This is a genomic window from Rhizobium sp. 05L419 (assembly GCF_056397845.1).
In genome coordinates this window covers 134,831-155,244 of record NZ_JBFTOF010000013.1, presented here as the reverse complement: position 1 = coordinate 155,244, position 20,414 = coordinate 134,831, and the positions used below count along the sequence as shown (strand labels likewise).

Here is a 20,414-nt window from a genome sequence, read left to right as displayed (position 1 = left end):
CATACCGCTAACCCTTTAAAATTTGATTTCGGGTAAACCATGGATTTTGTGGAATTTTTTGAAACCATAACGCGAATATCGTGGTTTCATAAGTGTTTACGCACCTTAGAGGGGATGTTTTGTCCCGAACCTGGCATAGCCCTGTGCCACGCGCGATATCCGGCAACAAATCGCCGCGTGCTGCTTTGCGCGGTTGATAAAACCATAGTCCAACATCGGGGCGTTGTCCTTCCAATTTGAAAATCCCTGGTCTAAATCACTACCAAAGGGAGAACGTGCCGCCAAAGGCGCGACAAAAAAGGGGGAAGGCATGCCGGCATTCTTGACCGTCAGCCGGCTGATCGACTCGATCAGCCAATTCGTGGGCAGGCTGTCCGAATACATGGTGCTGTTCTGTTGCCTGATCAGCGCCGCCAACGCACTGATCCGTTACACGTTCAACTACAGTTCCAACGGCTGGCTCGAAATCCAGTGGTATCTCTTCGCCTTCGTCGTCGTGCTGGGCGCAGCGCACACGTTGCGCATGAACGAGCACGTGCGCGTCGACCTGATCTACGGCGCGGTCTCGGAGAGGGCAAGGATCTGGATCGATACGATCGGCCTTGTCGCATTCCTGATTCCGGCCTGCATCTTCCTCACCTGGCTCTGCTGGCCGTTCTTCTGGCTGTCTTTTCAACAGCAGGAGGTATCCGCCAACGCCGGCGGCCTGATCCGCTGGCCGGTCAAGCTCATTCTTCTGCTGGGCTTCGGTCTCCTGACCCTGCAAGGCATTTCGGAGCTGATCAAACGGATCGCGGCCCTGAGCGGCCACGTCCAGATCGACACAACATACGAAAAGCCGCTGCAGTAAGCCTTCCCAGGAGGAACACGTTTGTTTGATTTCGGCATTATTCCGCCGGCAATGTTCGTGGGCATGGTTGTCTTCATGCTCTACGGCTTTCCCGTCGCTTTCTCGCTCGCGGCCGTAGGCCTGTTCTTCGCCATGATCGGCATCGCCACCGGCCATTTCAGCGAAGCCTTCCTTCAGGCCCTGCCGTTGCGCTTCTTCGGCATCGTTTCCAACGACCTGCTGCTCGCCATCCCATTCTTCACCTTCATGGGCGCCATCCTTGAGCGCTGCGGCCTGGCGGAGGACCTGCTCGAAGGAATGGGCAAGCTCTTCGGCCGCATTCCCGGCGGCCTGGCCTATGCGGTGATCCTCGTCGGCGCAGTGCTCGGCGCGATTACCGGCACGGTTGCCGCCTCCGTCATCACCATGGGCGTGATTTCGCTGCCGATCATGCTGCGTTACGGCTACAGTCCAAGGCTGGCCACCGGCGTGATCGCCGCCTCCGGCACGATCACGCAGGTCATTCCGCCCTCCCTGGTGCTCGTCGTCCTCGCCGACCAGCTCGGCAAGTCCGTCGGCGACATGTATCTCGGTGCAATCGGACCCTCGATCCTGCAGGTTGCGATTTTCATGGGATACATCCTGATCCTGTCGATCATGAAGCCGCGCTCGATGCCGCCATTGCCGAAAGAGGTGCGCGGCGATTTCACCTGGGCGCTGATCCTCAAGGTGCTGGCCGGCATGGTACCGTCGATCGTGCTGATCTTCCTCGTGCTGGGCACCATCTTCATGGGGCTCGCCACACCGACGGAAGCTGGAGCGCTCGGCGCCGTCGGCGCCATGATACTTGCCGCCATGCACCGCCGCCTCACCTGGCCGCTGATACAGGAGGCGATGCGCTCCACCGCGCACATCACGTCCATGGTGGTGATGATCCTCATCGGCTCGACCTGCTTCAGCCTCGTCTTCCAGGGCATGGACGGTTCGCGCTGGATCGAGCACATGCTGTCGGGAATTCCAGGCGGCCCGGTAGGCTTCCTGATCTTCGTCAACATCTTCATTTTCGTGCTGGCCTTCTTCCTCGATTTCTTCGAGATCGCCTTCATCGTCATTCCGATGCTGGCACCGGTCGCCTCGGCCCTTGGCATCGACCTCATCTGGTTCGGCGTGCTGATCTGCGTGAACATGCAGACGAGCTTCATGCATCCACCCTTCGGCTTCGCCTTGTTCTACCTGCGCTCGATCGCCAGTCGCGATGTAAAGACCTCCGACATCTACATGGGCGCCCTGCCCTGGGTCGGCATGCAGCTTATCCTCGTCGCCATCGTGATCTTCTGGCCGCAGTCGGTGACCTATTGGCTCAACAAAGGTCCGCAGGTCGACCCGAACTCGATCAAGATCGAGGTGCCCGGCTTTGGCGGCAACGGTCTGTCGCTGCCGCCATTGACCGCACCGGGCGGCGCCTCCGGTTTGCCGGGCCTCACCTTGCCGCCGATGAACGGCCTGCCGAACCCGGCGAAACCCGCAACCCCGCCCGCCGATCTCAGCCAGCCGCCCGTGATCAAGTGACAAGGAAAAGCCCCGGAGGGACGTCCGGGGCTTGTCGACAAGTTGGAGCAATTCCAGCAAAAGCGCATAACGGTTTTGCGTTTTTAATTGTGTAAAAACAAAAGGTCAGAGGTGTCTTCGCGATTCGGAGAAAAGCGGAAATGCTCAAGTAAAGTGACGTCCTCACCCGCCTTCCGAGATCTCCCCGGCGCGGAGAGGGGAGAGTGAGGGGCCACGCGGCATGACCGAGCGGCCTCGGGCTGCAGCCTAAAAGGCCCCACCCTCACCGCTACAGCTTACCTGCCCGCTGCTGGATCATCATGAAGGTGTCGAAGGTGTATTCCGAGAGCTGCATCCAGAGGTAGGCTTCACGCTTGAACGCAGTCTGATCCTCATAGATCTTCTTGAAATAGGGGTTCGACGCCGAAATCTCGCCATAGATTCCAAGTGAGGCCTGGAAGCAGGCTTCCATGATCTCCTGACTGAATGGGCGCAGCGAGGCGCCTTCGGCAACCAGCTGCTTCAACGCCGGCGGGTTCTTCATGTCGTACTTTGCCAGCATGTTGGTATTGGCAAAGGCACACGCATCGTTGAGCGCCGCCTGATAGTGCTTCGGCAGGCTGTTCCACTTCTCCAGATTGAAGAAGGCGTGGACGGTCGGGCCACCCTCCCACCAGCCGGGATAGTAGTAATACTTTGCAACCTTGTGCAGGCCGAGCTTCAGATCGTCATAGGGACCGACGAACTCGGAGGCATCGATGGTGCCCTTTTCCAGAGCAGGGTAGATGTCGCCGCCGGCGATCTGCTGCGGAATGACGCCAATCTTGCTGATCACCTGGCCGGCGAGGCCGGCGATGCGCATCTTGACCCCCTTCAGGTCGTCAAGCGTATTGATCTCCTTGCGAAACCAGCCGCCCATCTGGGCGCCGGTGTTGCCGGCCGGCAGACCATAGATCCCCTGTGTCGCGTAAAACTCGTTCATCAGGGAATTGCCGTTGCCCTGGTAGAACCACGCGTTGGTCAGACGCCCGTTCAGGCCGAACGGGATGGCAGTGCCGATCGCGTAGGTCGGATCCTTGCCGACGAAATAATACGAGCAGGTGTGGGCCGCCTCGACCGTGCCCGTGCTGACTGCATCGGCGGCCTGCAGGCCGGGAACGATTTCGCCGGCAGCAAAAGGCTGGATGGTGAAATTTCCGTCCGTCGACGCAGCAATATGCTTGGAAATATCCTCCGCCCCGCCGTAGATCGTATCGAGGCTCTTGGGAAACGACGAGGTCATGCGCCACGAAATCTTCGGATTTTCCTGCGCGATGGCGGGAGCCGCCAGCGCAGTTGCAGCGACCGCACCGGCGCCGGCGGTCCCTGCCTTCTTCATAAATGAACGACGATCCATCAAAAAACCTCCAATCAGATGGCACTGCGTGGCACACCCTTGTCCCTACCAGCAGCGTAACAATGAGCTAAGCATGCTGACGCAAAGGCGTCTACCTCTCAATGTTGCGAGATCAAGGCGCCGATTTGAAGACAAGGGCATATCCATCCAAATCAGACGCTTAGCGACGCTTTCAGGCAAGGCGACGCTGCCTGTCGCAATTGTGCCAACCATTGCATCGAAACGTTGACTTCGGAGCCTTTCTGGTCTTTCACATTAGCCGACACCATCTTTTCCCGGGGTGAAAATGACGAAACCTATCGTCGCCGTTCCTGCCGACATCCGCACCTTCGACGGTGCCAGCTGGCATGCCGTTCAGCATCAGTATGTCCGCGCCGCGTTGAACGCCGCCGGCGTCATGGCTTTCATCATCCCCGCCTTCGAGGAAGGCTATGAGACCGACGCGATCCTCGACCGGGTCGATGGCGTTCTCGTGTCCGGTTCGGCGAGCAACGTACACCCGTCTTTTTACGGCCGGCAGGCAACCGAAACCGACGGACCTTTCGACATTGCCCGCGACGCGACGACACTGCCGCTGATCCGCCGGGCGATCGACCGCGCCATACCGCTCCTCGCCATCTGCCGTGGCATTCAGGAGCTGAATGTCGCGCTCGGCGGCACGCTCGCAAGCGAAATCCAGGAGCAGCCCGGCATCTGGGACCACCGCAAACCAGCCGACGTCGACCGCGACGGCATGTATGCCATCCGCCAGAGCGTTTTTGTCAAGGAAGGTTCCTGCATCGCCCGTATCATCGGGCCCGGCGAGGTTCAGGTAAACTCGCTGCATCGCCAGGCGATCGCCAAATCGGCGCCGCGCCTGCAGATCGAAGCCGTGGCGGAGGATGGCACGATCGAAGCCGTTTCCGTCATCGGCGCCGAAGCCTTTGCCGTCGGTGTGCAATGGCACCCCGAGTACTGGGCCGAGACCGACAAGCCGTCGAACCAGATCTTCGCAGCATTCGGCGACGCTGTTCGGGAATATGCGGGCAAAAGGCCGGTATCGCTGCCCTCGAAGGTCGTGGCCTGAAGCGACCATGCCGCCTGAGTAACCCCGGCCGCCTGAGTGACCCGGCCGCCGGTCCATGGAACCGCCATCCCGGACGAACGTTTTACTGGCTTAGATCGGGCGCTACCGGCATCCCGCTGGCACTCCCGAACGGGAGGTAATCATGAAAACGCTTCTACTCTCCTTGGGCTTGCTGGCAGCAACCGCCTTTTCGGCCGTTGCGGCAGAGCCGGCCAAGATGGTCGATACCAAAATGGGCAAGGTCATGGCCAATGCAAAAGGCATGACGCTCTATACCTTCGACAAGGACACCATGGGCAAATCGAACTGCGACAAGGACTGCCTGAAGAAATGGCCGGCCTTCCACGCCGCCGCCAAAGCCAAGGCAGAAGGCGAATGGTCTATGGTCAAGGCCGCCGACGGTAAGGAAATGTGGGCCTATGGCGGCAAGCCGCTCTATACATTCGCCGGAGACAAGAAAGCCGGCGAGATGAACGGCGAGGGCATGGGCGGCGTTTGGCATGTCGCCAAGTAGCCGAACCGCATGACCGGACGAGGCGCGACGGATTGCTCTTGCTCGCGCGCCTCGTCTGTCGAAAGTCATCCCTTCGCCGGCGTCTCGGGAACCGGCGTGAGTGCCTTGCCGTTGCCGAACCACTCGATCAGATTGTCCACGACCAGGTCAGCCATCGCATTGCGCGTCGGCACCGAGCCGGAGGCGAGATGCGGCAAGAGAACGGCATTCTGAGGAGCCAGGAGTGCCGCCGGCACGTTTGGTTCGTCATAGAAGACATCGAGGCCAGCAGCACCCAGCGCGCCTGACGTCAACGCTGCTGCAAGCGCGTCCTCGTCCACCGTCCAGCCGCGGCCGACGTTGACGAAAATGCCATCGGGGCCGAGCGCCGACAGGATCTCGGCATTCACCGTCTTGTGGGTCTGCGGCGTCTTCGGAACGATGGCGATCATCGTATCGACGGCTTCGGCAAGACCTTTCAAAGTCGGATAGTAGTCGTAGGGCGCATCGGCGTGGCGTGAACGGGTATGATAGCTGATCTTCACCTTGAACGGTTCGAGGCGGTTGGCGATCTCCTGGCCGATCCGGCCAAGGCCGTAAAGCCCGACATGTCTGCCCTTCAGCGAAAACCGTGACAGCGGATAGTTCTGCCCCGGCTTCCAGTGTCCGCCGCGCAGCCAGTTTTCGGCGCGCGGAAACTCGCGGATCGTGTTCAGAAGCAGGCCGATCGCAGTATCCGCCACCTCGTCGTTCAAGACATCAGGCGTGTTCGTCACCACGACGCCCTTCGAGGCCGCATGCCTGGCATCGACCCCGTCATAGCCGACGCCGAAACTGGAAATCAGCTCGACATTCGGCAGCTTGTCGATCGCCGCAGCCCCGAACGTGCCGGAGACCGCGACGCCGCGAATGCGCCCGGCGGTCTCGGCGTCGAGTGCCAGCGCGTCCGCCTGGATGACATCGTAGTTTTCCTTCAGGCGCGCAAGAACGCGCTCGTGTATATTCCCCGGGACGAGAACAGCGATGCGGGACATGGATTTCCTCTTTGAATTATGTCCGTGCCCGATAGGGGCTTGTCGATTGACGGATACGCATCTCGGGCTTGATGAGATGGATGCCGTCKGGCTCGTGACTGCCGGCCAGGCGGTCGAGAAGGGCGCGGGCGGCGAGCCGACCGACTTCGGCCTGGCCGTTCCACACGGTGGTCAACGCCGGCATGGAGATCGAGGCCTCCTCGAGGTCGTCATAGCCGGTGACGGATATGTCCTTGCCCGGCACGAGACCGGCGCGCGCGATCCCGTTCATCAGCCCGATGGCCACGAGATCGTTCCAGCAGACCGCCGCTGTCGGCTTCTGCGGCAAGGACAGGAAATGCACCGCCGCCTCGAAGCCCCCCTGCATCGAGCGCGGGCCCGGAATGCGAAGACCCGGATCGACCTCTATCTCCGCCTTGCGAAGCGCATTGACGTAGCCCTGATACCGGTCGCGGCCGGTCGACGTCTGGTCCGTGCCGCCGATCATGGCGATCGAGCGATGGCCGAGGCCGATCAGGTGGTTGGTGGCAAGCGAGATGCCGTAGCTGTCGTCGCCGCGATAGGTCGGCAGGGCCGAGCCTTCCATCGAACGGGCAACCAGGATCGCCGGCATGCCGTTATCCTCGGCAAGCTGCATGTCCTCCGGCGGCGTACCGATGGCCGGCGACATGATTACGCCGTCGCCGCCGAGCTGCAGCAGCGTCTCGATGAAAGTGCGCTGCTTTTCGACCGAGTCGTAGTGGTTGGACAGAATGAAGGTATGGCGGCTGCGGTCGAGCTCGCTCTCGATGGCCTTCAGGATCTCGCCGTAGAAAGGGTTCATGATGTCGTGCACGACGACGCCGATGATGCCGGAGCGCGAAGTGCGCAGGCTGGCGGCGCGCCTGTTGTAGATATAGCCGAGCGCCCGCGCCTGTTCTTTGATCTTGTCTCGCGTCGTGCCTGCGACCAGCGGACTGTCGCGTAAGGCAAGAGATACGGTTGCGGTGGAAATACCGAGCGTTTCGGCGATCGTCGACAGCTTGATCTTCTGAGCCACGTGTCCTCCCCAGGCAACGCGCGGGTTTTTCTTGGGCGCCCCGGCCGTACGAAAAGCCAAGCGCTCTTAAAATGTTTAATTAAAAGATTAAATCGGGGGAGGCAATTCGTAATTTCACAAATCTGTCAGATTTCATCCGGCTCATCGAGGGGAATGACTTCCGCCTGCAGGTTGGCATCGATCGCCTTGAGCAGGCGAACGAGATTGCGGATTTCCTTCTCGGAGAACGCCTGCGTGGCCAGCGCGTCGCATGCGGATGACCCCATTTCGATTGCCTTGACGCTGCCGCGGCCAAGCTCGGTCAGGTAGACCTTGGTAAGGCGCGCATCGTCCGCGTCCGCCTTGCGTTCCAGAAAACCCTGGGCTTCCATACGCCCGATGGTGCGCGTCATCGTCGGCGCCTTGACACCGAGCTTCTGCGCCAATCCCCCGGCCGTCATGCCGTCGCTCTCGGCAAGTGACAGGATAACGCCGTCCTGGCCGGCATAAAGCCCACTGTCGAGCAGATTGCGGGATAAAACGGTACGCATGGAGCGCGCAGCCTGGGTCAGAGCCGGCGAAAGATCGGCCACCGTATATTCGGTCTGGTCCTTCTTCTTGGACTTCTGCTTCTTGCCGTCCTTATGCTTCTTGCCCATCGCCATGCCTTTGATCTTTAAGCCTTGAAAGCGCTGCGCTATGACATTGCGCATGATCTCGTCATAAACAAGGGGCCTTGACCGGATGATCGCGCCTTCACTCGACTTCGAGGACAACGATCCGAACCTCTCGCCCGGTGACCGACGGCGCTGGATCGCGGTCCTGCCGCTTGGCGCACACGAACAGCACGGCCCTCACCTGCCCTTCGACACGGACACGCTGATCGCCGAAGGCATCGTTGGCCGGCTCAAGGCTGCCTTGCCGATCGGACTGCCGGCGACGTTTCTGCCAGCCGAAGCCGTCGGTTACTCTGTCGAGCATATGGATGTGGCAGGCACGCAAACCCTGAGTTACGGCGAAGCGATCGATCGCTGGCTAGGGATCGCCGAGCGGCTATCCGGGCAGGGTATCCGCAAATTCGTCATGCTCAATGCCCACGGCGGCAACTCGCCGCTGATGACGATTGTTGCGACCGAGGCGCGCGTCCGCTTCGACATGCTGGCCGTCTCCACCAGCTGGACCCGCTTCGGCATTCCCCCCGGCATCGTCCCGCCGGAAGAAAAGGCAATCGACATCCACGGCGGCGACATCGAAACATCGGTGATGCTGGCTCTCGATCCGGCCAAGGTCGACATGAGCAAGGCTGCAAATTTCGCTTCGCGGCAGACCGACTTCGCAGCCCGCTTCAAGCATCTGCGCGCCTACGGCCCGCATGCCTTCGGCTGGAAGATGTCGGACCTCAACACCCAGGGCGTCGCCGGGAATGCCGTCGCAGCCACCGCGGAGAAGGGCGAAGCGCTGATCGCGCATGCGGTGAAAGGCCTGGTGGAGCTGCTGCTGGATGTGGATGCGTTTGATGCAGGAGCGCTCGTTCCGGGCAACGTGACATAGCCACGCTTGTCCGTCGGTCTCGTTGTCCACTGAGCTTGACAGTCGAGGTCGACTTTCAGCTCGTGATCGGCGGGCACAAGGCGGGAATGCCCCTTGCGCAGACGCAAAAGCAACGGACCCATAGGCCTCACCGGCTGTAATCTTGCTTCCGGCACTCCGGATTTCAATTTACAGGTCTGCCAGCGCCGCCAGTTGGTGTCTTCTACTGTCGCTATTTCCAGGCTCCAGCCAACCTTCAGATTTCCCAGGCTGAGCCGGCCATCCGGAATCCAGGATTGAATACCAAGCCGTGTCGCGGTTTCTACCCTTCACGACACCTGCTTGTCTAAAGCCCCTTCAAACGTGAACCCCAGCCGTTTGGCGGTGGCATGGGATGTCGAATTCAATGAATTACACTGCCAAGCGCACCTGCGGTAACCGAGTTGATCGAATACACGGGCGACCGCAAAGGAATGCGACTGCCCCTTCTCTATGTTGGGCAACGGCTTCTCCCGGACCGACATCGCAGCGGTCATTTGCCGCCCCTCCCACGTAATGTGATCTTATAACATGCAAAACCCTTTGAACTGCCGCGCTCAACTCCTTATATGAGACCGACGAAATTTCTGAGCCCTTGGCCTCCTGGCTTCGGGCGAGCCCCCATCTTTCGAGGTTCTCATGACCGACGCAATCTCCACGCAGCCAAAGCCAATTCCCGTTACCGTGCTCACCGGCTATCTCGGCGCCGGCAAGACGACGTTGCTCAACCGCATCCTGTCGGAAAATCACGGCAAGAAATATGCGGTCATCGTCAACGAGTTCGGCGAGATCGGCATCGACAACGACCTCATCGTCGAGTCGGACGAAGAGATCTACGAGATGAACAACGGCTGTGTCTGCTGCACCGTGCGCGGCGACCTGATCCGCGTCGTCGAGGGCCTGATGCGCCGCCCGGGCCGTTTCGACGGCATCATCGTCGAAACGACGGGCCTTGCCGATCCGGTGCCGGTCGCCCAGACCTTCTTCATGGACGACGACGTGCGCGCCAAGACCGAGCTCGACGCCGTGGTTGCGCTTGTCGACGCCAAGCATCTGCCGTTGCGCCTCAAGGACAGCCGCGAGGCAGAAGACCAGATCGCCTTTGCCGACGTCGTGCTGATCAACAAGATCGATCTGGTATCGCCGGAAGAACTGGCGCAGATCGAGGATGTCGTCCGCGCCATCAACCCGTCGGCCCGCGTCTACAAGACCAGCCGCTCCGGCGTCGATCTCGCCCGCGTGCTCGATCAGGGCGCCTTCAATCTCGAGCGTGCGCTGGAAAACGATCCGCATTTCCTCGATCACGACCATGACGACCATGCCTGCGGGCCGGATTGCGATCACGACCATGGCCACGACCACCATCATCATGCGGACGGTCACGGACATGATCATGATCATGACCACGATCATCATGACCATCATCACCACGGCGCCGTGTCGCCGATCCATGACGTGACGGTACAGTCGGTRTCGCTTCGCGGCGGCGAGATGAACCCGGAGCGTTTCTTCCCCTGGATCCAGAAGATCACCCAGACGCAGGGGCCGAACATCCTGCGCCTCAAGGGCATCATCGCCTTCAAGGAGGACGCCGAGCGCTATGTCATCCAGGGCGTGCACATGATCGTCGAAGGCGATCACCAGCGTCCGTGGAAGGATGGCGAGAAGCACGAGACGCGTCTCGTCTTCATCGGCCGCGAACTTGACCGCGAAAAGCTGGAAGCCTCCTTCAAGGCGTGCGAGGCCGCCGCCTGATGCCTACAGTTGCCCCGTTTGATCTCGACGGCCATATCCTGGCCGTCGAATTTTTAGGTGATGTCCCCTTCTTCGCAAATGCCAGCGGCGGCTTTCACCGGCTGGATGGCGGCGAAAAGGTCTCCGAAGCGCACCAGGGCATGATCACCTGCATCCGCGACCCCTATAGCGACAGCCTGATTTCGGGCGGCGAGGACGGCAAGGTGCTCCGCATATCGGCGGACGGCGACGTCACCGAGCTTGCCAGCGCACCGCGCAAATGGATTTCGCAGGTCGCAGCCGGCCCGCAGGGCGCCATCGCCTTTTCCTACGGCAAGAGCAGCTTCGTGCGCCTGTCCGACGGCACCACCAAGGAATTTCCCGAGGAGCGCACCGTCGAGGGTCTCGCCTTCGCACCCAAGGGGCTGCGGATTGCCGCCGCGCGCTACAACGGCGTCTCCATGCATTGGGTCGGCACGGCTGCAAAGCCCGTCGATCTCGAATGGAAAGGCGCCCACACCGGCGTCACCTTCTCCCCGGACGGCAATTTTCTGGTCACCACCATGCAGGAAAATGCCCTGCACGGCTGGAAGCTGGACGCCAAGCCGGGTGCCGAAGCCCGCCACATGCGAATGACCGGCTATCCCGCCAAGGTGAAGTCGCTTTCCTGGTCCGCCAAGGGCAAGTGGCTCGCCTCCTCGGGCGCGCCGGCTGCCATCGTCTGGCCGTTCCAGGGCAAGGACGGCCCAATGGGCAAGGCACCGCTCGAACTTGGCACCCGCGCCAACATCATGGCGACCTCCGTTAAATTCCATCCGGCCGAGGATATCCTTGCCATCGGCTTCATCGATGGCATGATCCTGGCAGTTCGGCTCGCGGACAACAAGGAAGCCCTGCTTCGCCGCCCCGGCAAGGGCGCGATCACGTCGATGAGTTGGAACAAGGACGGAAAGCTGCTTGCCTTCGCCTCGGAAGCCGGCGATTGCGGCGTCGTCGACATCGCAGCATAGGAAAAAGACATGCCGCAGACCGCAAACGCCATCGCCGAGACCATCCCTGCCGTTGCCAACGATCCCTCGGCGTGGGTGGCGATCCGCGCGGAGGCGACAGCACTGGCGGAGCGCGAGCCCCTGTTGCGCCATCTGCTGCAATCGCAAGTCATCGACGCTGACAACAATGCCGTCATCGTCGCTCGCGTGCTCACCTCACGGCTTTCCGTGGCGAAGGTCGAAACGTCGGCGCTGATTGATCTGCTGGCCGGCACCCTGACGCCGGATATTCTGGCGAGCGTCGAAGTCGATCTGATGGCGGTGCGCCAGCGCGATCCGGCCTGCACCACCTACCTGCATGCGCTGCTGAACCTGAAGGGCTTTCACGCGCTGCAGATCCACCGCATCGCGCATGCGCTCTGGAATGCCGGCCGCGTGGAAATGGCAAGCTGGCTTGCCAATCTCGCCTCCCTTGCATTCGGCCCGGATATCCACCCGGCGGCCCGTATCGGCTCCGGCATCATGCTTGACCACGGTTCCGGCATCGTCATCGGCGAAACGGCGGTCATCGAGGACGACGTCTCCATCCTCCAGAACGTCACGCTTGGCGGCACTGGCAAGGAAACCGGCGACCGGCACCCGAAAATCCGTCGCGGCGTCATGATCGGCGCCGGCGCCAAGATCCTCGGCAATATCGAGATCGGCGCCTACAGCAAGGTCGCTGCCGGCAGCGTCGTCGTGAAGCCCGTTCCGGCCCACTGCACCGTCGCGGGTGTGCCGGCGGAAGTCGTGCGTATCCACCGCGCCGACGAAATTCCGGCGGAGACGATGGACCAGAATATCTGAGCTGCTGGAAGCAACACGGCCAGACGAGCCCGCATCACAACGTTTTTCAAGCTCCTAGGCAGCGTGCTCCTGTTCCAGGAACGCTTCGACCCGGTCCCTGCCCTGGCGTTTTGAGGAGTAGAGCGCCTCATCCGCCTGCCTCAAGAGCCGCTCGAAATCGACATCTGCCTGCCTGCTTGTGGCAACGCCGATGCTGAGCGTGGGAGACATTGCCAGCCCGGGCACTTGCGAGGCCGCAGCCGAAAAGGCCAGCCTCAAGCGTTCGGCTACCGCCACGGCTCCGCCCTCTGAGACATCCTTCAGCACCGCCAGGAACTCGTCGCCGCCCTGACGCGCAAGGAGATCGCCAGGGCGCAACGCAGCCTGCGCGACCCGGGCGAAGAGCCGAAGCATGTCGTCGCCGACGACGTGGCCGTGCCGGTCGTTCAGCTGTTTGAAATGATCGATGTCGATCGCCAGCAGCGCGAGCGACTGCAACTTTGGAAGAGGAAGACGCTGCATCAGGCCGCCACGGTTGAGCACGCCGGTCAGCGGATCGTGATGCGCCATCTCGACAAGTCTGTTTTTGCTGCGCTCGGCCGCCATCAGAACAATGACCATGCTGCGCAGCGCGATGAACACCACCGCCGTCGCCGCCATCCAGCCGTGCGCCGGGCTGTCTCCGAACGGATTCGGCCCAGCAATATCTCCTGTAGCCGCAAGAAGACTGCGAACGAGAAAGATCGCCGCTGTCGGCGCGTAAAGCCAGGCAAGGAGACCGGCCGAGAAGAGCTTTTCGCGCCGGAAGATTCCGACCCCTTCCCGCAGGATTGCAAGATCGCAGAGGCAGCAAATGACGGAGACATAGAAAATCCGTGCCGACACCGCCGTGGGATCAACCGTGAAGATCAGAACGGGCAGGCTGATGCAGCAAACTGCAAGCCCGCAAAAGCGTTTGTCGACCGGCCGGTCTGCAAAGATGCGAACGGCAAAGACGGTCAGGAGGTAGCCGGCGACCGTCGTGACGTTGCCAGCATCGAGTGAAACGAAAGCAGGAACCACCCCGCGCAGCGAGACGAAGAATGATCCAATACCGACAAGCAGGTTGCTCGCGCCCCACCAGGCGGGCCAACGTCCAAAACGCCCGGTGTGATAGGCCGCGAGGTGAACGCTGCCCAGCACCAAGCATGTCATTGCAGAAACGACGTAGATCGTCCGCAGATCCAGAACCATCGAAATCCCCGAGGTGAAGTGATCCTGTTATACACGGGGACATTTGCAATTCTATTGGAGGCACCTTTAAGATTTTAATGGTCGGTCGGCGGCGGGCGATCTTGCCGCCGATCCGTCCAAGTCAGACGCCTGTTGATGTTACTGGTGCACACAGGCCCGCTTCATCTGACTCTTCTTGGGTGCCTTCGTGAATTTGGCAATCATGCCTGCCGGACAACGCTTGTCGTCGTAGTATACCGTTTCGCCCGGTGCCAGCGTTGCCAACGTCGGCTGAGCCGTGACAACCTGCGTGGCGCCGGCGGCGGCTGCCGGAGTGCCGGTGAACGCGGAAAGCAACAAGCCGCTCGAAAAGAAAATGATGATCGCACGCGTCATTGGAACACCTCTCAATTATGGATTGCTAATTTAGCATCTTGCAGAATATGGAAGCGCGCAAGATGGGTCCCAATGAAATCCCGGGTTGGGCGGCTGCAAATAGCACCCAACGTCCTTTCCCAGCACGAAACGCCGCGCGCCGGAGAAGTCGCCGCGACTGTGAATTATCCGCCCTGACAGCATCTGGTTCACATTCTGCGACCGTCGTCCTGCACAGAAATATGAACGGTAGGCGTACCGGTTCATGAACCCGGCTCCCTGCACGATGACCAGCCGATCATAGCCGAACTCACGCAAGGGGAGGAAAATCATTGCCCAAAAATTCAGCTATATGATTGAATATATTGCAATATGAGCAGAACAAACCATGAAATTCATCCCCTCGGGGACGTGGTCGAGGTGTTGCTAAAATATCGTTAATATTTACTCTCACAGTTTTTTGTTCATCTGGCGTTCAGAAAACTCTTGGGAAAGCCGTTTTTTGAGCCCACATTGAACTCCTGAGAATAGGAGTGCATTGATGATTCTAAAAGCCACAGGGGCAGCGACGATCTTCGCAGTCTATGCTTTCACGATGTTTTTCATTGCCGCCATACCTGAAAGTGTCGTGCAGACTGCCGGAACCCAGTTGGTTGACGCGAGCGTCGTCAAGTAACCGGATACCCCCAAGAGGTACGCAGCCTGTATAACATTTAAGGGACCTGCCGGCTCCTCCGGCGCCCCGGAGATTTGGTCTCCCACAATGGGAAACCATAGCGCCCCTCCCCGCCGGGGAGAGGCTTGGTCGCTCAGGCGACCCTGCGGATCGGCGCACTGGTCAGCATCCGTCCCGACGGGACGATCATGCCGGCGGCGCCGTCAAGCCAGCCCTCGACAAGCTCGAGCGCGAGAAAGCGCGACCGTTCGAATGGACCCGGCATGACAAGGTGCTGGGCCTTCTCCCCAAAGAAGCCGAAACGCTCGTAGTACGGCGCATCCCCGACAAGCAGGATGGCGCCATGGCCGCGGTTCTTTGCTTCCAGGATCGCCGCGCGCATCAACGCCGAACCGACACCCTTGCCCCCATAGATCGCATCGACCGCCAGCGGCCCGAGCAACAGCGCATTGATCGGCGTGCCCTCGGCATTCACACCGGCTTCGATATTCCAGAGGCGCACGGTACCGATCACGTGGCCGTCGTGATCGCGGGCGACGATCGCAAGGCCCTCGGCGGGAATACGGCCGCGGCGGATTTTTTCCGACGACTTCCTGCGGCGGTTTGGACCCATGGCGCGATCGAGCAGAGTCTCGCGCGCCACGACGTCGCCGGGATTTTCGGCGTCGATGGTGAAGACAGTGGGCGCAAAGAATGCGCGGACAGAATCAAGAACAGCGGCCATCTTGGCCTCCCGTACCCAAAACCGTTATCAGCGGCGGTGAATGGAAATTGTGAGGGTGCCGCCCCGGCTGGTTACGGGGTCGGCGCGACTAGATAACGTAGGCCTTCAGCGGCTCGAAACCGTTGAACGCGACCGCCGAATAGGTGGTCGTGTAGGCGCCAGTGCCTTCGATCAGGATCTCGTCACCGATCGAAAGAGAGATCGGCAGCGGGTAGAGATTCTTCTCGTACAGCACGTCGGCCGAATCGCAGGTCGGGCCGGCGATGACGCAGGGCTCCATGTCGTCTCCGTCGCGCTCGGTGCGGATCGGGTAGCGAATGGCTTCGTCCATCGTTTCGGCGAGCCCGCCGAACTTGCCGATGTCGAGGAACACCCAGCGTGCAGCGTCGTTGTCGGACTTCTTCGAGATCAGCACGACTTCCGTCTTGATGACGCCGGCATTGCCGACCATGCCGCGGCCCGGCTCGATGATCGTCTTCGGAATCTGGTTGCCGAAGTGATCACGAAGGCTTTGGTAGATCGCACGACCGTAAGCTTCTGCCGACGGAACGTCGCGCAGATACTTGGTCGGGAAGCCGCCGCCCATGTTGACCATCTGCAGGTGGATGCCCTGTTTGGCCAGCTGAACGAAGACGCGCTTGGCATCGGCAAGAGCCGAATCCCAGGCATCCACCTTGGTCATCTGCGAACCGACATGGAAGGAGACACCGTAGGACTCCAGTCCGAGCTGATGCGCATAGACGAGAACGTCGACAGCCATCTGCGGTACGCAGCCGAACTTGCGCGACAGCGGCCATTCGGCGCCTTCGCCATCGGTGAGAACGCGGCAGAACACGCGGCCGCCGGGAGCGGCGCGCGAGATCTTCTCGACTTCCTCGTGGCTGTCGACCGCAAAAAGGCTGACGCCAAGCGCATGCGCGCGGGCGACGTCGCGTTCCTTCTTGATCGTGTTGCCGTAGGAAATACGGGCAGCGGTCGCACCGGCATTGAGCGCCATTTCGATTTCAGCGACGGACGCGCAATCGAAGTTGGAACCCATGTTGGCGAGCAGCTTCAGAACTTCCGGAGCCGGGTTTGCCTTGACGGCATAGTAGATCGCGCTGTCCGGCATCGCATGACGGAAGGCGGAGAAGTTATCGCGCACGACATCGAGGTCGACCACGAGGCAGGGACCATCGGGACGTCGGGTTGCGAGAAAGTCGCGGATGCGCTGAGTGGTCATATCAATCCCTCTTCCAATTCCAGAGCTCCGGAAAACACCGGAGGACAAAGGGCAACCAATCACCTGCGCAGGAACCAGCCGGTGGAGACCCCGGAACCTTTGCAAGCGCTTGATAGCGCGAATGATGGATCAACGCCGCGAAAGCGACATGGATCCGGCTTTGTCTGCCATGGATTGGAGGGGGTTCCCTACCGCACTTCCGGCAATGAAGGTGTGCCTCTTCAGTAACCCCCGCTGATGGAAAGCAGGGAGAGAACAAAAAGGCCCGCACCGTCGTTGCTTCAGGCGTCCTCGCATTTTCCGGTTGGCCGGAATAGCGACTGGAGGGGTTAATTCCAGGTACCTTACCGATTTCCTCACCAATTCGAGGGTTCGGCGGACACCCATGGGCACGTGCGACTTTGGGCTGATGTCGAGATAAGAATATTCGACGTCATAATCAAGATTTTTTTTGCCCCACGCTTAAAAAAATAAATTGAACAACAGCACGTAATTTGTTCAATATTCCTCAACAACGGAGGATAGCCATGGATACCCTGACCCGCATTCGCGCCTTCATTGATGTCGTTGAAGCGGAAGGTTTTTCGGCCGCGGCGCGGCGCACTGGACGCTCCAAGGCATTGCTGTCCAAGTATGTGCGCGAGCTGGAGGACGAACTGGGTGCTCTGCTGCTCAACCGCACCACCCGCCAGTTCTCCATGACCGAGGCAGGCCATACATATTACCGCACCGCTTCCGACATCCTGAAGGAGATCGACAACCTCGCCGACCTCGTGCGCGAGAACAACGCCCAGCTGAAGGGCAAATTGAAGATCTCCGTGCCGCGCACCTTTGTCGATGCCGAAGTCGGGCAGTCGCTGATCGATTTCTCCAAGGAAAACCCGGATCTGTCGCTGGAGATCGCCGCCGACGACCGGTTTGTTGACCTGATAGAGGAAGGCTTCGACGTGGCTGTGCGGGTCACCAAGCTTGAGGATTCAGGCATGATCGCCCGCAAGATCTCGGATTTTCGGATCCATCTCTGCGCGACGCCGGAGTTCCTGGAGCGTTATCCCGACCTCCAGCATCCCTCAGATATTTCCAACGTGCCCTTCGTCATCGACACGAATTCGCGCACCCAGGGGAGCATCCGCTTCCACAATCCGGACAATACCTCCTTCGCGGTCGCGGTCTCGGGTCCGCTTGAGGTCAACAGCCCGCACGCGACCTTGCGCGCGGCTCTGGCCGGCATCGGCATCGCCTTCATCCCCGACTTCATCGCCCGCAAGCCGATCGAAAGCGGCGAGCTGGTGACGCTGTTCAACGACTACATGCCGACCGATCGCGGCATCTATGCCGTCTACCCGCACCGCCGCTACCTGCCTGCCAAGGTGCGCATTTTCGTCGACTATCTTCACAATTGGTTCAAGAAGCATCCCTGACCGGCCTGTTGCAGGGGCCGGTCCCAATTCCGTCCCAATTTCTGGCAAGGACTCAAACTGAACAACGGGATCGCGCGGTAACCGGACGCATGAGAAAATCGACATTCCTGATGGCGTCCCTGCTGTCGCTTCTGCCCGCCGTGGCCTTCGCGCATCCGCATGTCTTCGTCGAGGCCAGGCTGGAAGTCGTTGCCGGCGACGACGGCACCATTTCGGAGCTGCGAAACGTCTGGCGCTTCGATGAGGTCTTTTCCTCCTCCGTCGTCATGGACTTCGACAAGAACACCGACTTGAAGCTGGACCCCAACGAGCTTGCCGAGGTCGGCAAGACAGTCCGGGATTCGCTGGTCGACTACGACTACTACATGAACCTCACGATCGACGGGAAGAACATCAAGGTTCAGCAGCCCGATATCATCCATGTCGACTACAAGCAGGGACAGCTCCTGATGTTCTTTGCCGTCAAGCCGGCAGAAACGATGCCGCTCAAAGGACGCCTGACGTTTGGCGTGTACGATCCCACACTCTACACATCCATCGACTTCCCGACCGACAATGAACTCGTCCTGGTCGGAGACGCCCTGAAGAGCTGCAAGCACCAGGTCGTCCGGCCGGACGCCGACCAGGTGATTGCCGAAAACAAGCAGTCGTTGACAGATGCCTTCTTCAACGATCCGACCGGCACCAACATGTCGAAGCTGTTTGCCACGAGACTGGACGTGACATGCTGAAGCGCCGTCTTCAGCCGATCCTGTGGGGCATTGCCCTGACGCTTGCGGCAGGCCTTGCCGCCGCACATGCACAATCGCCGCTCGGCATCGGCAGCTCGGAGCCGAGTTTCCAGCCAACGGGCGGCCCGCTCGCGCCGCTTCTGCTCTACGTCAATGCCGAACAACAGTCCTTCTACCGTGCCTTGACCGGCGCGCTGAAAGCCATGCGCGAGGACCCCCGGCAGCTTGCGGCGCTCATCGGGCTTTCCTTCGCCTATGGAATCTTCCACGCCGCCGGCCCGGGTCACGGCAAGGCGGTGATTTCCTCCTACATGATCGCCAACGAAATCGAATTGAAGCGCGGCGTCGCGATCTCCTTCGTGTCCGCCTTTGTTCAGGGTATCGTCGCGATCTTGCTCGTCGGCATCGCCTGGGTGGCGTTGCGCGGCACCGGCATAACGCTGACCGCCGCAACGCAGGCGATGGAGATCGCGAGCTTCGTGATGGTCATCCTCTTCGGCATCTGGCTGCTCGTTCGCAAGCTGCGCCCGATGATGGCAGGCATGCCGCGCCGCGATCGCGATATGGTAGCGACATCGGCCGGTCCGGTCAGCATGATGCTCGACTGGCAGGACGCCGGCGCCCGCAAAGAGGGCGACACATACGCCTTCGGCGAAACGCGGGCGCTGCAAGCGGGACACCGGTTCGTTTCCGGCATGGCCTGCGAGACCTGTGGCCAGTCGCACATGCCCGACCCGGCCATGCTCGGGGCAGAGAGGTTCAGCATCCGCGAGGCCTGGTCGGCCATCGTCGCGGTCGGCCTTCGCCCCTGCTCGGGTGCGCTGCTGGTGCTGACCTTCTCCATGCTGAACGGACTCTATCTCGGCGGCATCCTCTCGGTCTTCGCCATGTCGCTTGGCACGGCCATCACGGTCGCCATCCTCGCGACCCTTGCCGTCACGGCCAAGGGCACCGCCATGCGCCTAGCCGGACGCGGCTCAAGGGCCTCGGTCTGGATCGGCAACGCGATCGAGATCCTCGGCGCCGTGCTGGTGATTGCAATGGGTGCTCTCTTGCTCGGCGCCTCGCTGCAGGGCTGATTGCTTGGATGGTGCCGCCCAAGCGATGCGGTGCCCCGCCCACCCCCTCGTCCGACCCTTCAGGCCACCTTCTCCCGCTGGGGAGAAGAGGAGATTGCTCGCTATCAGCCGGCCCTAGCGTCAACGAGAAGGCAAGGCAGCGCCACCAATCCCTTCTCCCCCGCGGCAGAAGGTGCCGTGAGGCGGATGAGGCGGATGAGGCGGATGAGGCGGAGCCACACACGCCGCGCCTCAAAACGCTACCGCCCCTTACTGCGCTGATACCTTGCCCGCAGCCAGAAGACGGCGAAGAACGCCATCACCAGACAGATGCCGACGGCCGTCGCTAGGCAGGGGGAATAGTTGCCGATCCAGAGAACGATCGCCGGCATGAAATAGATGACGAGGCCGGCGCAGACGAGAATGACGGCCGCCGCGATTGCCTGCGAACGACTTTCGGATTTCGGGTCAGCCATGCAATGCACTCCTCTGGA

At 60.8% G+C, this 20,414-nt stretch carries 21 protein-coding genes; 12 read left to right on the top strand and 9 right to left on the bottom strand.

The window, feature by feature from the left end:
• The first annotated feature begins 310 nt into the window (after window positions 1–310).
• Both AC1DMK_RS17875 and AC1DMK_RS17870 read left to right on the top strand, forming a co-directional pair.
• Window positions 311–850: a TRAP transporter small permease subunit gene (locus AC1DMK_RS17875; protein WP_477860770.1), complete on the top strand. Its 540-nt coding sequence runs from the start codon at window positions 311–313 to the stop codon at window positions 848–850.
• A 21-nt stretch (window positions 851–871) separates the two neighbouring features.
• Window positions 872–2,398 (top strand): TRAP transporter large permease, encoded by a 1,527-nt coding sequence (locus tag AC1DMK_RS17870; protein ID WP_037069652.1) that lies wholly within the window; start codon window positions 872–874, stop codon window positions 2,396–2,398.
• 268 nt (window positions 2,399–2,666) lie between these two features.
• Here the strand turns inward: AC1DMK_RS17870 and AC1DMK_RS17865 are convergent, their stop codons facing one another.
• Window positions 2,667–3,773: a TRAP transporter substrate-binding protein gene (locus AC1DMK_RS17865; RefSeq protein WP_037069655.1), complete on the bottom strand. Its 1,107-nt coding sequence runs from the start codon at window positions 3,771–3,773 to the stop codon at window positions 2,667–2,669.
• Between the two features lie 286 nt (window positions 3,774–4,059).
• Here AC1DMK_RS17865 and AC1DMK_RS17860 point away from each other — a divergent pair, with 286 nt between their 5' ends.
• Entirely contained in the window at window positions 4,060–4,839 is a 780-nt protein-coding gene (locus AC1DMK_RS17860; RefSeq protein ID WP_477860768.1) for a gamma-glutamyl-gamma-aminobutyrate hydrolase family protein, read from the top strand.
• 142 nt (window positions 4,840–4,981) lie between these two features.
• Entirely contained in the window at window positions 4,982–5,353 is a 372-nt protein-coding gene (locus tag AC1DMK_RS17855; protein ID WP_037069661.1) for a COG4315 family predicted lipoprotein, read from the top strand.
• 65 nt (window positions 5,354–5,418) lie between these two features.
• On the opposite strand, the gene AC1DMK_RS17850 is transcribed toward AC1DMK_RS17855, so the two are convergent.
• From AC1DMK_RS17850 to AC1DMK_RS17840, 3 genes are all read right to left on the bottom strand, one after another.
• Window positions 5,419–6,366, bottom strand: coding sequence for a 2-hydroxyacid dehydrogenase (locus AC1DMK_RS17850; protein ID WP_477860766.1), 948 nt, complete (start codon window positions 6,364–6,366; stop codon window positions 5,419–5,421).
• A 16-nt stretch (window positions 6,367–6,382) separates the two neighbouring features.
• Window positions 6,383–7,405 (bottom strand): LacI family DNA-binding transcriptional regulator, encoded by a 1,023-nt coding sequence (locus AC1DMK_RS17845; RefSeq protein ID WP_037069667.1) that lies wholly within the window; start codon window positions 7,403–7,405, stop codon window positions 6,383–6,385.
• Between the two features lie 125 nt (window positions 7,406–7,530).
• Window positions 7,531–8,097, bottom strand: coding sequence for a MarR family winged helix-turn-helix transcriptional regulator (locus AC1DMK_RS17840; RefSeq protein ID WP_196246871.1), 567 nt, complete (start codon window positions 8,095–8,097; stop codon window positions 7,531–7,533).
• 31 nt (window positions 8,098–8,128) lie between these two features.
• Here AC1DMK_RS17840 and AC1DMK_RS17835 point away from each other — a divergent pair, with 31 nt between their 5' ends.
• The 4 genes from AC1DMK_RS17835 (at window position 8,129) to cysE (ending at window position 12,522) form a co-directional block, all read left to right on the top strand.
• Window positions 8,129–8,935, top strand: a complete 807-nt coding sequence (locus AC1DMK_RS17835; protein ID WP_477860763.1) for a creatininase family protein — start codon at window positions 8,129–8,131, stop codon at window positions 8,933–8,935.
• A 657-nt stretch (window positions 8,936–9,592) separates the two neighbouring features.
• Window positions 9,593–10,708, top strand: coding sequence for a CobW family GTP-binding protein (locus tag AC1DMK_RS17830; RefSeq protein WP_477860762.1), 1,116 nt, complete (start codon window positions 9,593–9,595; stop codon window positions 10,706–10,708).
• On the top strand, window positions 10,708–11,697 hold the full coding sequence (locus AC1DMK_RS17825) for a WD40 repeat domain-containing protein (RefSeq protein WP_037070005.1): 990 nt from the start codon (window positions 10,708–10,710) through the stop codon (window positions 11,695–11,697). The genes AC1DMK_RS17830 and AC1DMK_RS17825 overlap by 1 nt, the downstream gene beginning before the upstream one ends.
• 9 nt (window positions 11,698–11,706) lie before the next feature.
• Window positions 11,707–12,522: a serine O-acetyltransferase gene (gene cysE / locus AC1DMK_RS17820; protein WP_477860760.1), complete on the top strand. Its 816-nt coding sequence runs from the start codon at window positions 11,707–11,709 to the stop codon at window positions 12,520–12,522.
• Between the two features lie 54 nt (window positions 12,523–12,576).
• Here the strand turns inward: cysE and AC1DMK_RS17815 are convergent, their stop codons facing one another.
• Together AC1DMK_RS17815 and AC1DMK_RS17810 are read right to left on the bottom strand one after the other, a co-directional pair.
• The gene (locus AC1DMK_RS17815; RefSeq protein WP_477860758.1) at window positions 12,577–13,734 is read right to left on the bottom strand and encodes a GGDEF domain-containing protein; all 1,158 of its coding nucleotides are present in this window, start codon (window positions 13,732–13,734) and stop codon (window positions 12,577–12,579) included.
• Window positions 13,735–13,872: 138 nt separating this feature from the next.
• On the bottom strand, window positions 13,873–14,109 hold the full coding sequence (locus AC1DMK_RS17810; protein WP_477860756.1) for a DUF6719 family protein: 237 nt from the start codon (window positions 14,107–14,109) through the stop codon (window positions 13,873–13,875).
• A 520-nt stretch (window positions 14,110–14,629) separates the two neighbouring features.
• On the opposite strand from AC1DMK_RS17810, the gene AC1DMK_RS17805 reads away from it, so the two are divergent.
• Window positions 14,630–14,764: a hypothetical protein gene (locus tag AC1DMK_RS17805; RefSeq protein ID WP_477860754.1), complete on the top strand. Its 135-nt coding sequence runs from the start codon at window positions 14,630–14,632 to the stop codon at window positions 14,762–14,764.
• A 133-nt stretch (window positions 14,765–14,897) separates the two neighbouring features.
• Here AC1DMK_RS17805 and AC1DMK_RS17800 read toward each other — a convergent pair whose 3' ends face one another.
• Together AC1DMK_RS17800 and odc2 are read right to left on the bottom strand one after the other, a co-directional pair.
• The gene (locus AC1DMK_RS17800; protein ID WP_477860752.1) at window positions 14,898–15,488 is read right to left on the bottom strand and encodes a GNAT family N-acetyltransferase; all 591 of its coding nucleotides are present in this window, start codon (window positions 15,486–15,488) and stop codon (window positions 14,898–14,900) included.
• Between the two features lie 88 nt (window positions 15,489–15,576).
• On the bottom strand, window positions 15,577–16,710 hold the full coding sequence (gene odc2 / locus AC1DMK_RS17795; protein WP_037069686.1) for an ornithine/lysine decarboxylase: 1,134 nt from the start codon (window positions 16,708–16,710) through the stop codon (window positions 15,577–15,579).
• A gap of 527 nt (window positions 16,711–17,237) precedes the next feature.
• Here odc2 and AC1DMK_RS17790 point away from each other — a divergent pair.
• The 3 genes from AC1DMK_RS17790 to AC1DMK_RS17780 all read left to right on the top strand — a co-directional run bounded on the left by AC1DMK_RS17790 (window position 17,238) and on the right by AC1DMK_RS17780 (window position 19,941).
• On the top strand, window positions 17,238–18,131 hold the full coding sequence (locus tag AC1DMK_RS17790; RefSeq protein WP_477860750.1) for a LysR family transcriptional regulator: 894 nt from the start codon (window positions 17,238–17,240) through the stop codon (window positions 18,129–18,131).
• An 89-nt stretch (window positions 18,132–18,220) separates the two neighbouring features.
• Window positions 18,221–18,862, top strand: coding sequence for a DUF1007 family protein (locus tag AC1DMK_RS17785; RefSeq protein WP_037069692.1), 642 nt, complete (start codon window positions 18,221–18,223; stop codon window positions 18,860–18,862).
• Window positions 18,856–19,941: a nickel/cobalt transporter gene (locus AC1DMK_RS17780; protein ID WP_477860748.1), complete on the top strand. Its 1,086-nt coding sequence runs from the start codon at window positions 18,856–18,858 to the stop codon at window positions 19,939–19,941. Before AC1DMK_RS17785 ends, AC1DMK_RS17780 begins: the two co-directional genes overlap by 7 nt.
• A 239-nt stretch (window positions 19,942–20,180) precedes the next feature.
• Here the strand turns inward: AC1DMK_RS17780 and AC1DMK_RS17775 are convergent, their stop codons facing one another.
• Window positions 20,181–20,396 carry a hypothetical protein gene (locus AC1DMK_RS17775; RefSeq protein WP_477860746.1) on the bottom strand — a complete coding sequence of 72 codons (216 nt, stop codon included), beginning with the start codon at window positions 20,394–20,396 and terminating at the stop codon, window positions 20,181–20,183.
• Between the last annotated feature and the right edge of the window lie 18 nt (window positions 20,397–20,414).

Excerpts from the sequence above, each read along its gene's own strand:
- AC1DMK_RS17800 (WP_477860752.1), bottom strand. The coding sequence starts at position 15,488 with ATGGCCGCTGTTCTTGATTCTGTCCGCGCATTCTTTGCGCCCACTGTC.
- odc2 (WP_037069686.1), bottom strand. The coding sequence starts at position 16,710 with ATGACCACTCAGCGCATCCGCGACTTTCTCGCAACCCGACGTCCCGAT.
- AC1DMK_RS17860 (WP_477860768.1), top strand. The coding sequence starts at position 4,060 with ATGACGAAACCTATCGTCGCCGTTCCTGCCGACATCCGCACCTTCGAC.
- AC1DMK_RS17810 (WP_477860756.1), bottom strand. The coding sequence starts at position 14,109 with ATGACGCGTGCGATCATCATTTTCTTTTCGAGCGGCTTGTTGCTTTCC.
- AC1DMK_RS17835 (WP_477860763.1), top strand. The coding sequence starts at position 8,129 with ATGATCGCGCCTTCACTCGACTTCGAGGACAACGATCCGAACCTCTCG.
- AC1DMK_RS17780 (WP_477860748.1), top strand. The coding sequence starts at position 18,856 with ATGCTGAAGCGCCGTCTTCAGCCGATCCTGTGGGGCATTGCCCTGACG.
- cysE (WP_477860760.1), top strand. The coding sequence starts at position 11,707 with ATGCCGCAGACCGCAAACGCCATCGCCGAGACCATCCCTGCCGTTGCC.
- AC1DMK_RS17785 (WP_037069692.1), top strand. The coding sequence starts at position 18,221 with ATGAGAAAATCGACATTCCTGATGGCGTCCCTGCTGTCGCTTCTGCCC.
- AC1DMK_RS17790 (WP_477860750.1), top strand. The coding sequence starts at position 17,238 with ATGGATACCCTGACCCGCATTCGCGCCTTCATTGATGTCGTTGAAGCG.
- AC1DMK_RS17825 (WP_037070005.1), top strand. The coding sequence starts at position 10,708 with ATGCCTACAGTTGCCCCGTTTGATCTCGACGGCCATATCCTGGCCGTC.
- AC1DMK_RS17840 (WP_196246871.1), bottom strand. The coding sequence starts at position 8,097 with ATGCGCAATGTCATAGCGCAGCGCTTTCAAGGCTTAAAGATCAAAGGC.
- AC1DMK_RS17805 (WP_477860754.1), top strand. The coding sequence starts at position 14,630 with ATGATTCTAAAAGCCACAGGGGCAGCGACGATCTTCGCAGTCTATGCT.
- AC1DMK_RS17850 (WP_477860766.1), bottom strand. The coding sequence starts at position 6,366 with ATGTCCCGCATCGCTGTTCTCGTCCCGGGGAATATACACGAGCGCGTT.
- AC1DMK_RS17875 (WP_477860770.1), top strand. The coding sequence starts at position 311 with ATGCCGGCATTCTTGACCGTCAGCCGGCTGATCGACTCGATCAGCCAA.
- AC1DMK_RS17865 (WP_037069655.1), bottom strand. The coding sequence starts at position 3,773 with ATGGATCGTCGTTCATTTATGAAGAAGGCAGGGACCGCCGGCGCCGGT.
- AC1DMK_RS17775 (WP_477860746.1), bottom strand. The coding sequence starts at position 20,396 with ATGGCTGACCCGAAATCCGAAAGTCGTTCGCAGGCAATCGCGGCGGCC.
- AC1DMK_RS17815 (WP_477860758.1), bottom strand. The coding sequence starts at position 13,734 with ATGGTTCTGGATCTGCGGACGATCTACGTCGTTTCTGCAATGACATGC.
- AC1DMK_RS17855 (WP_037069661.1), top strand. The coding sequence starts at position 4,982 with ATGAAAACGCTTCTACTCTCCTTGGGCTTGCTGGCAGCAACCGCCTTT.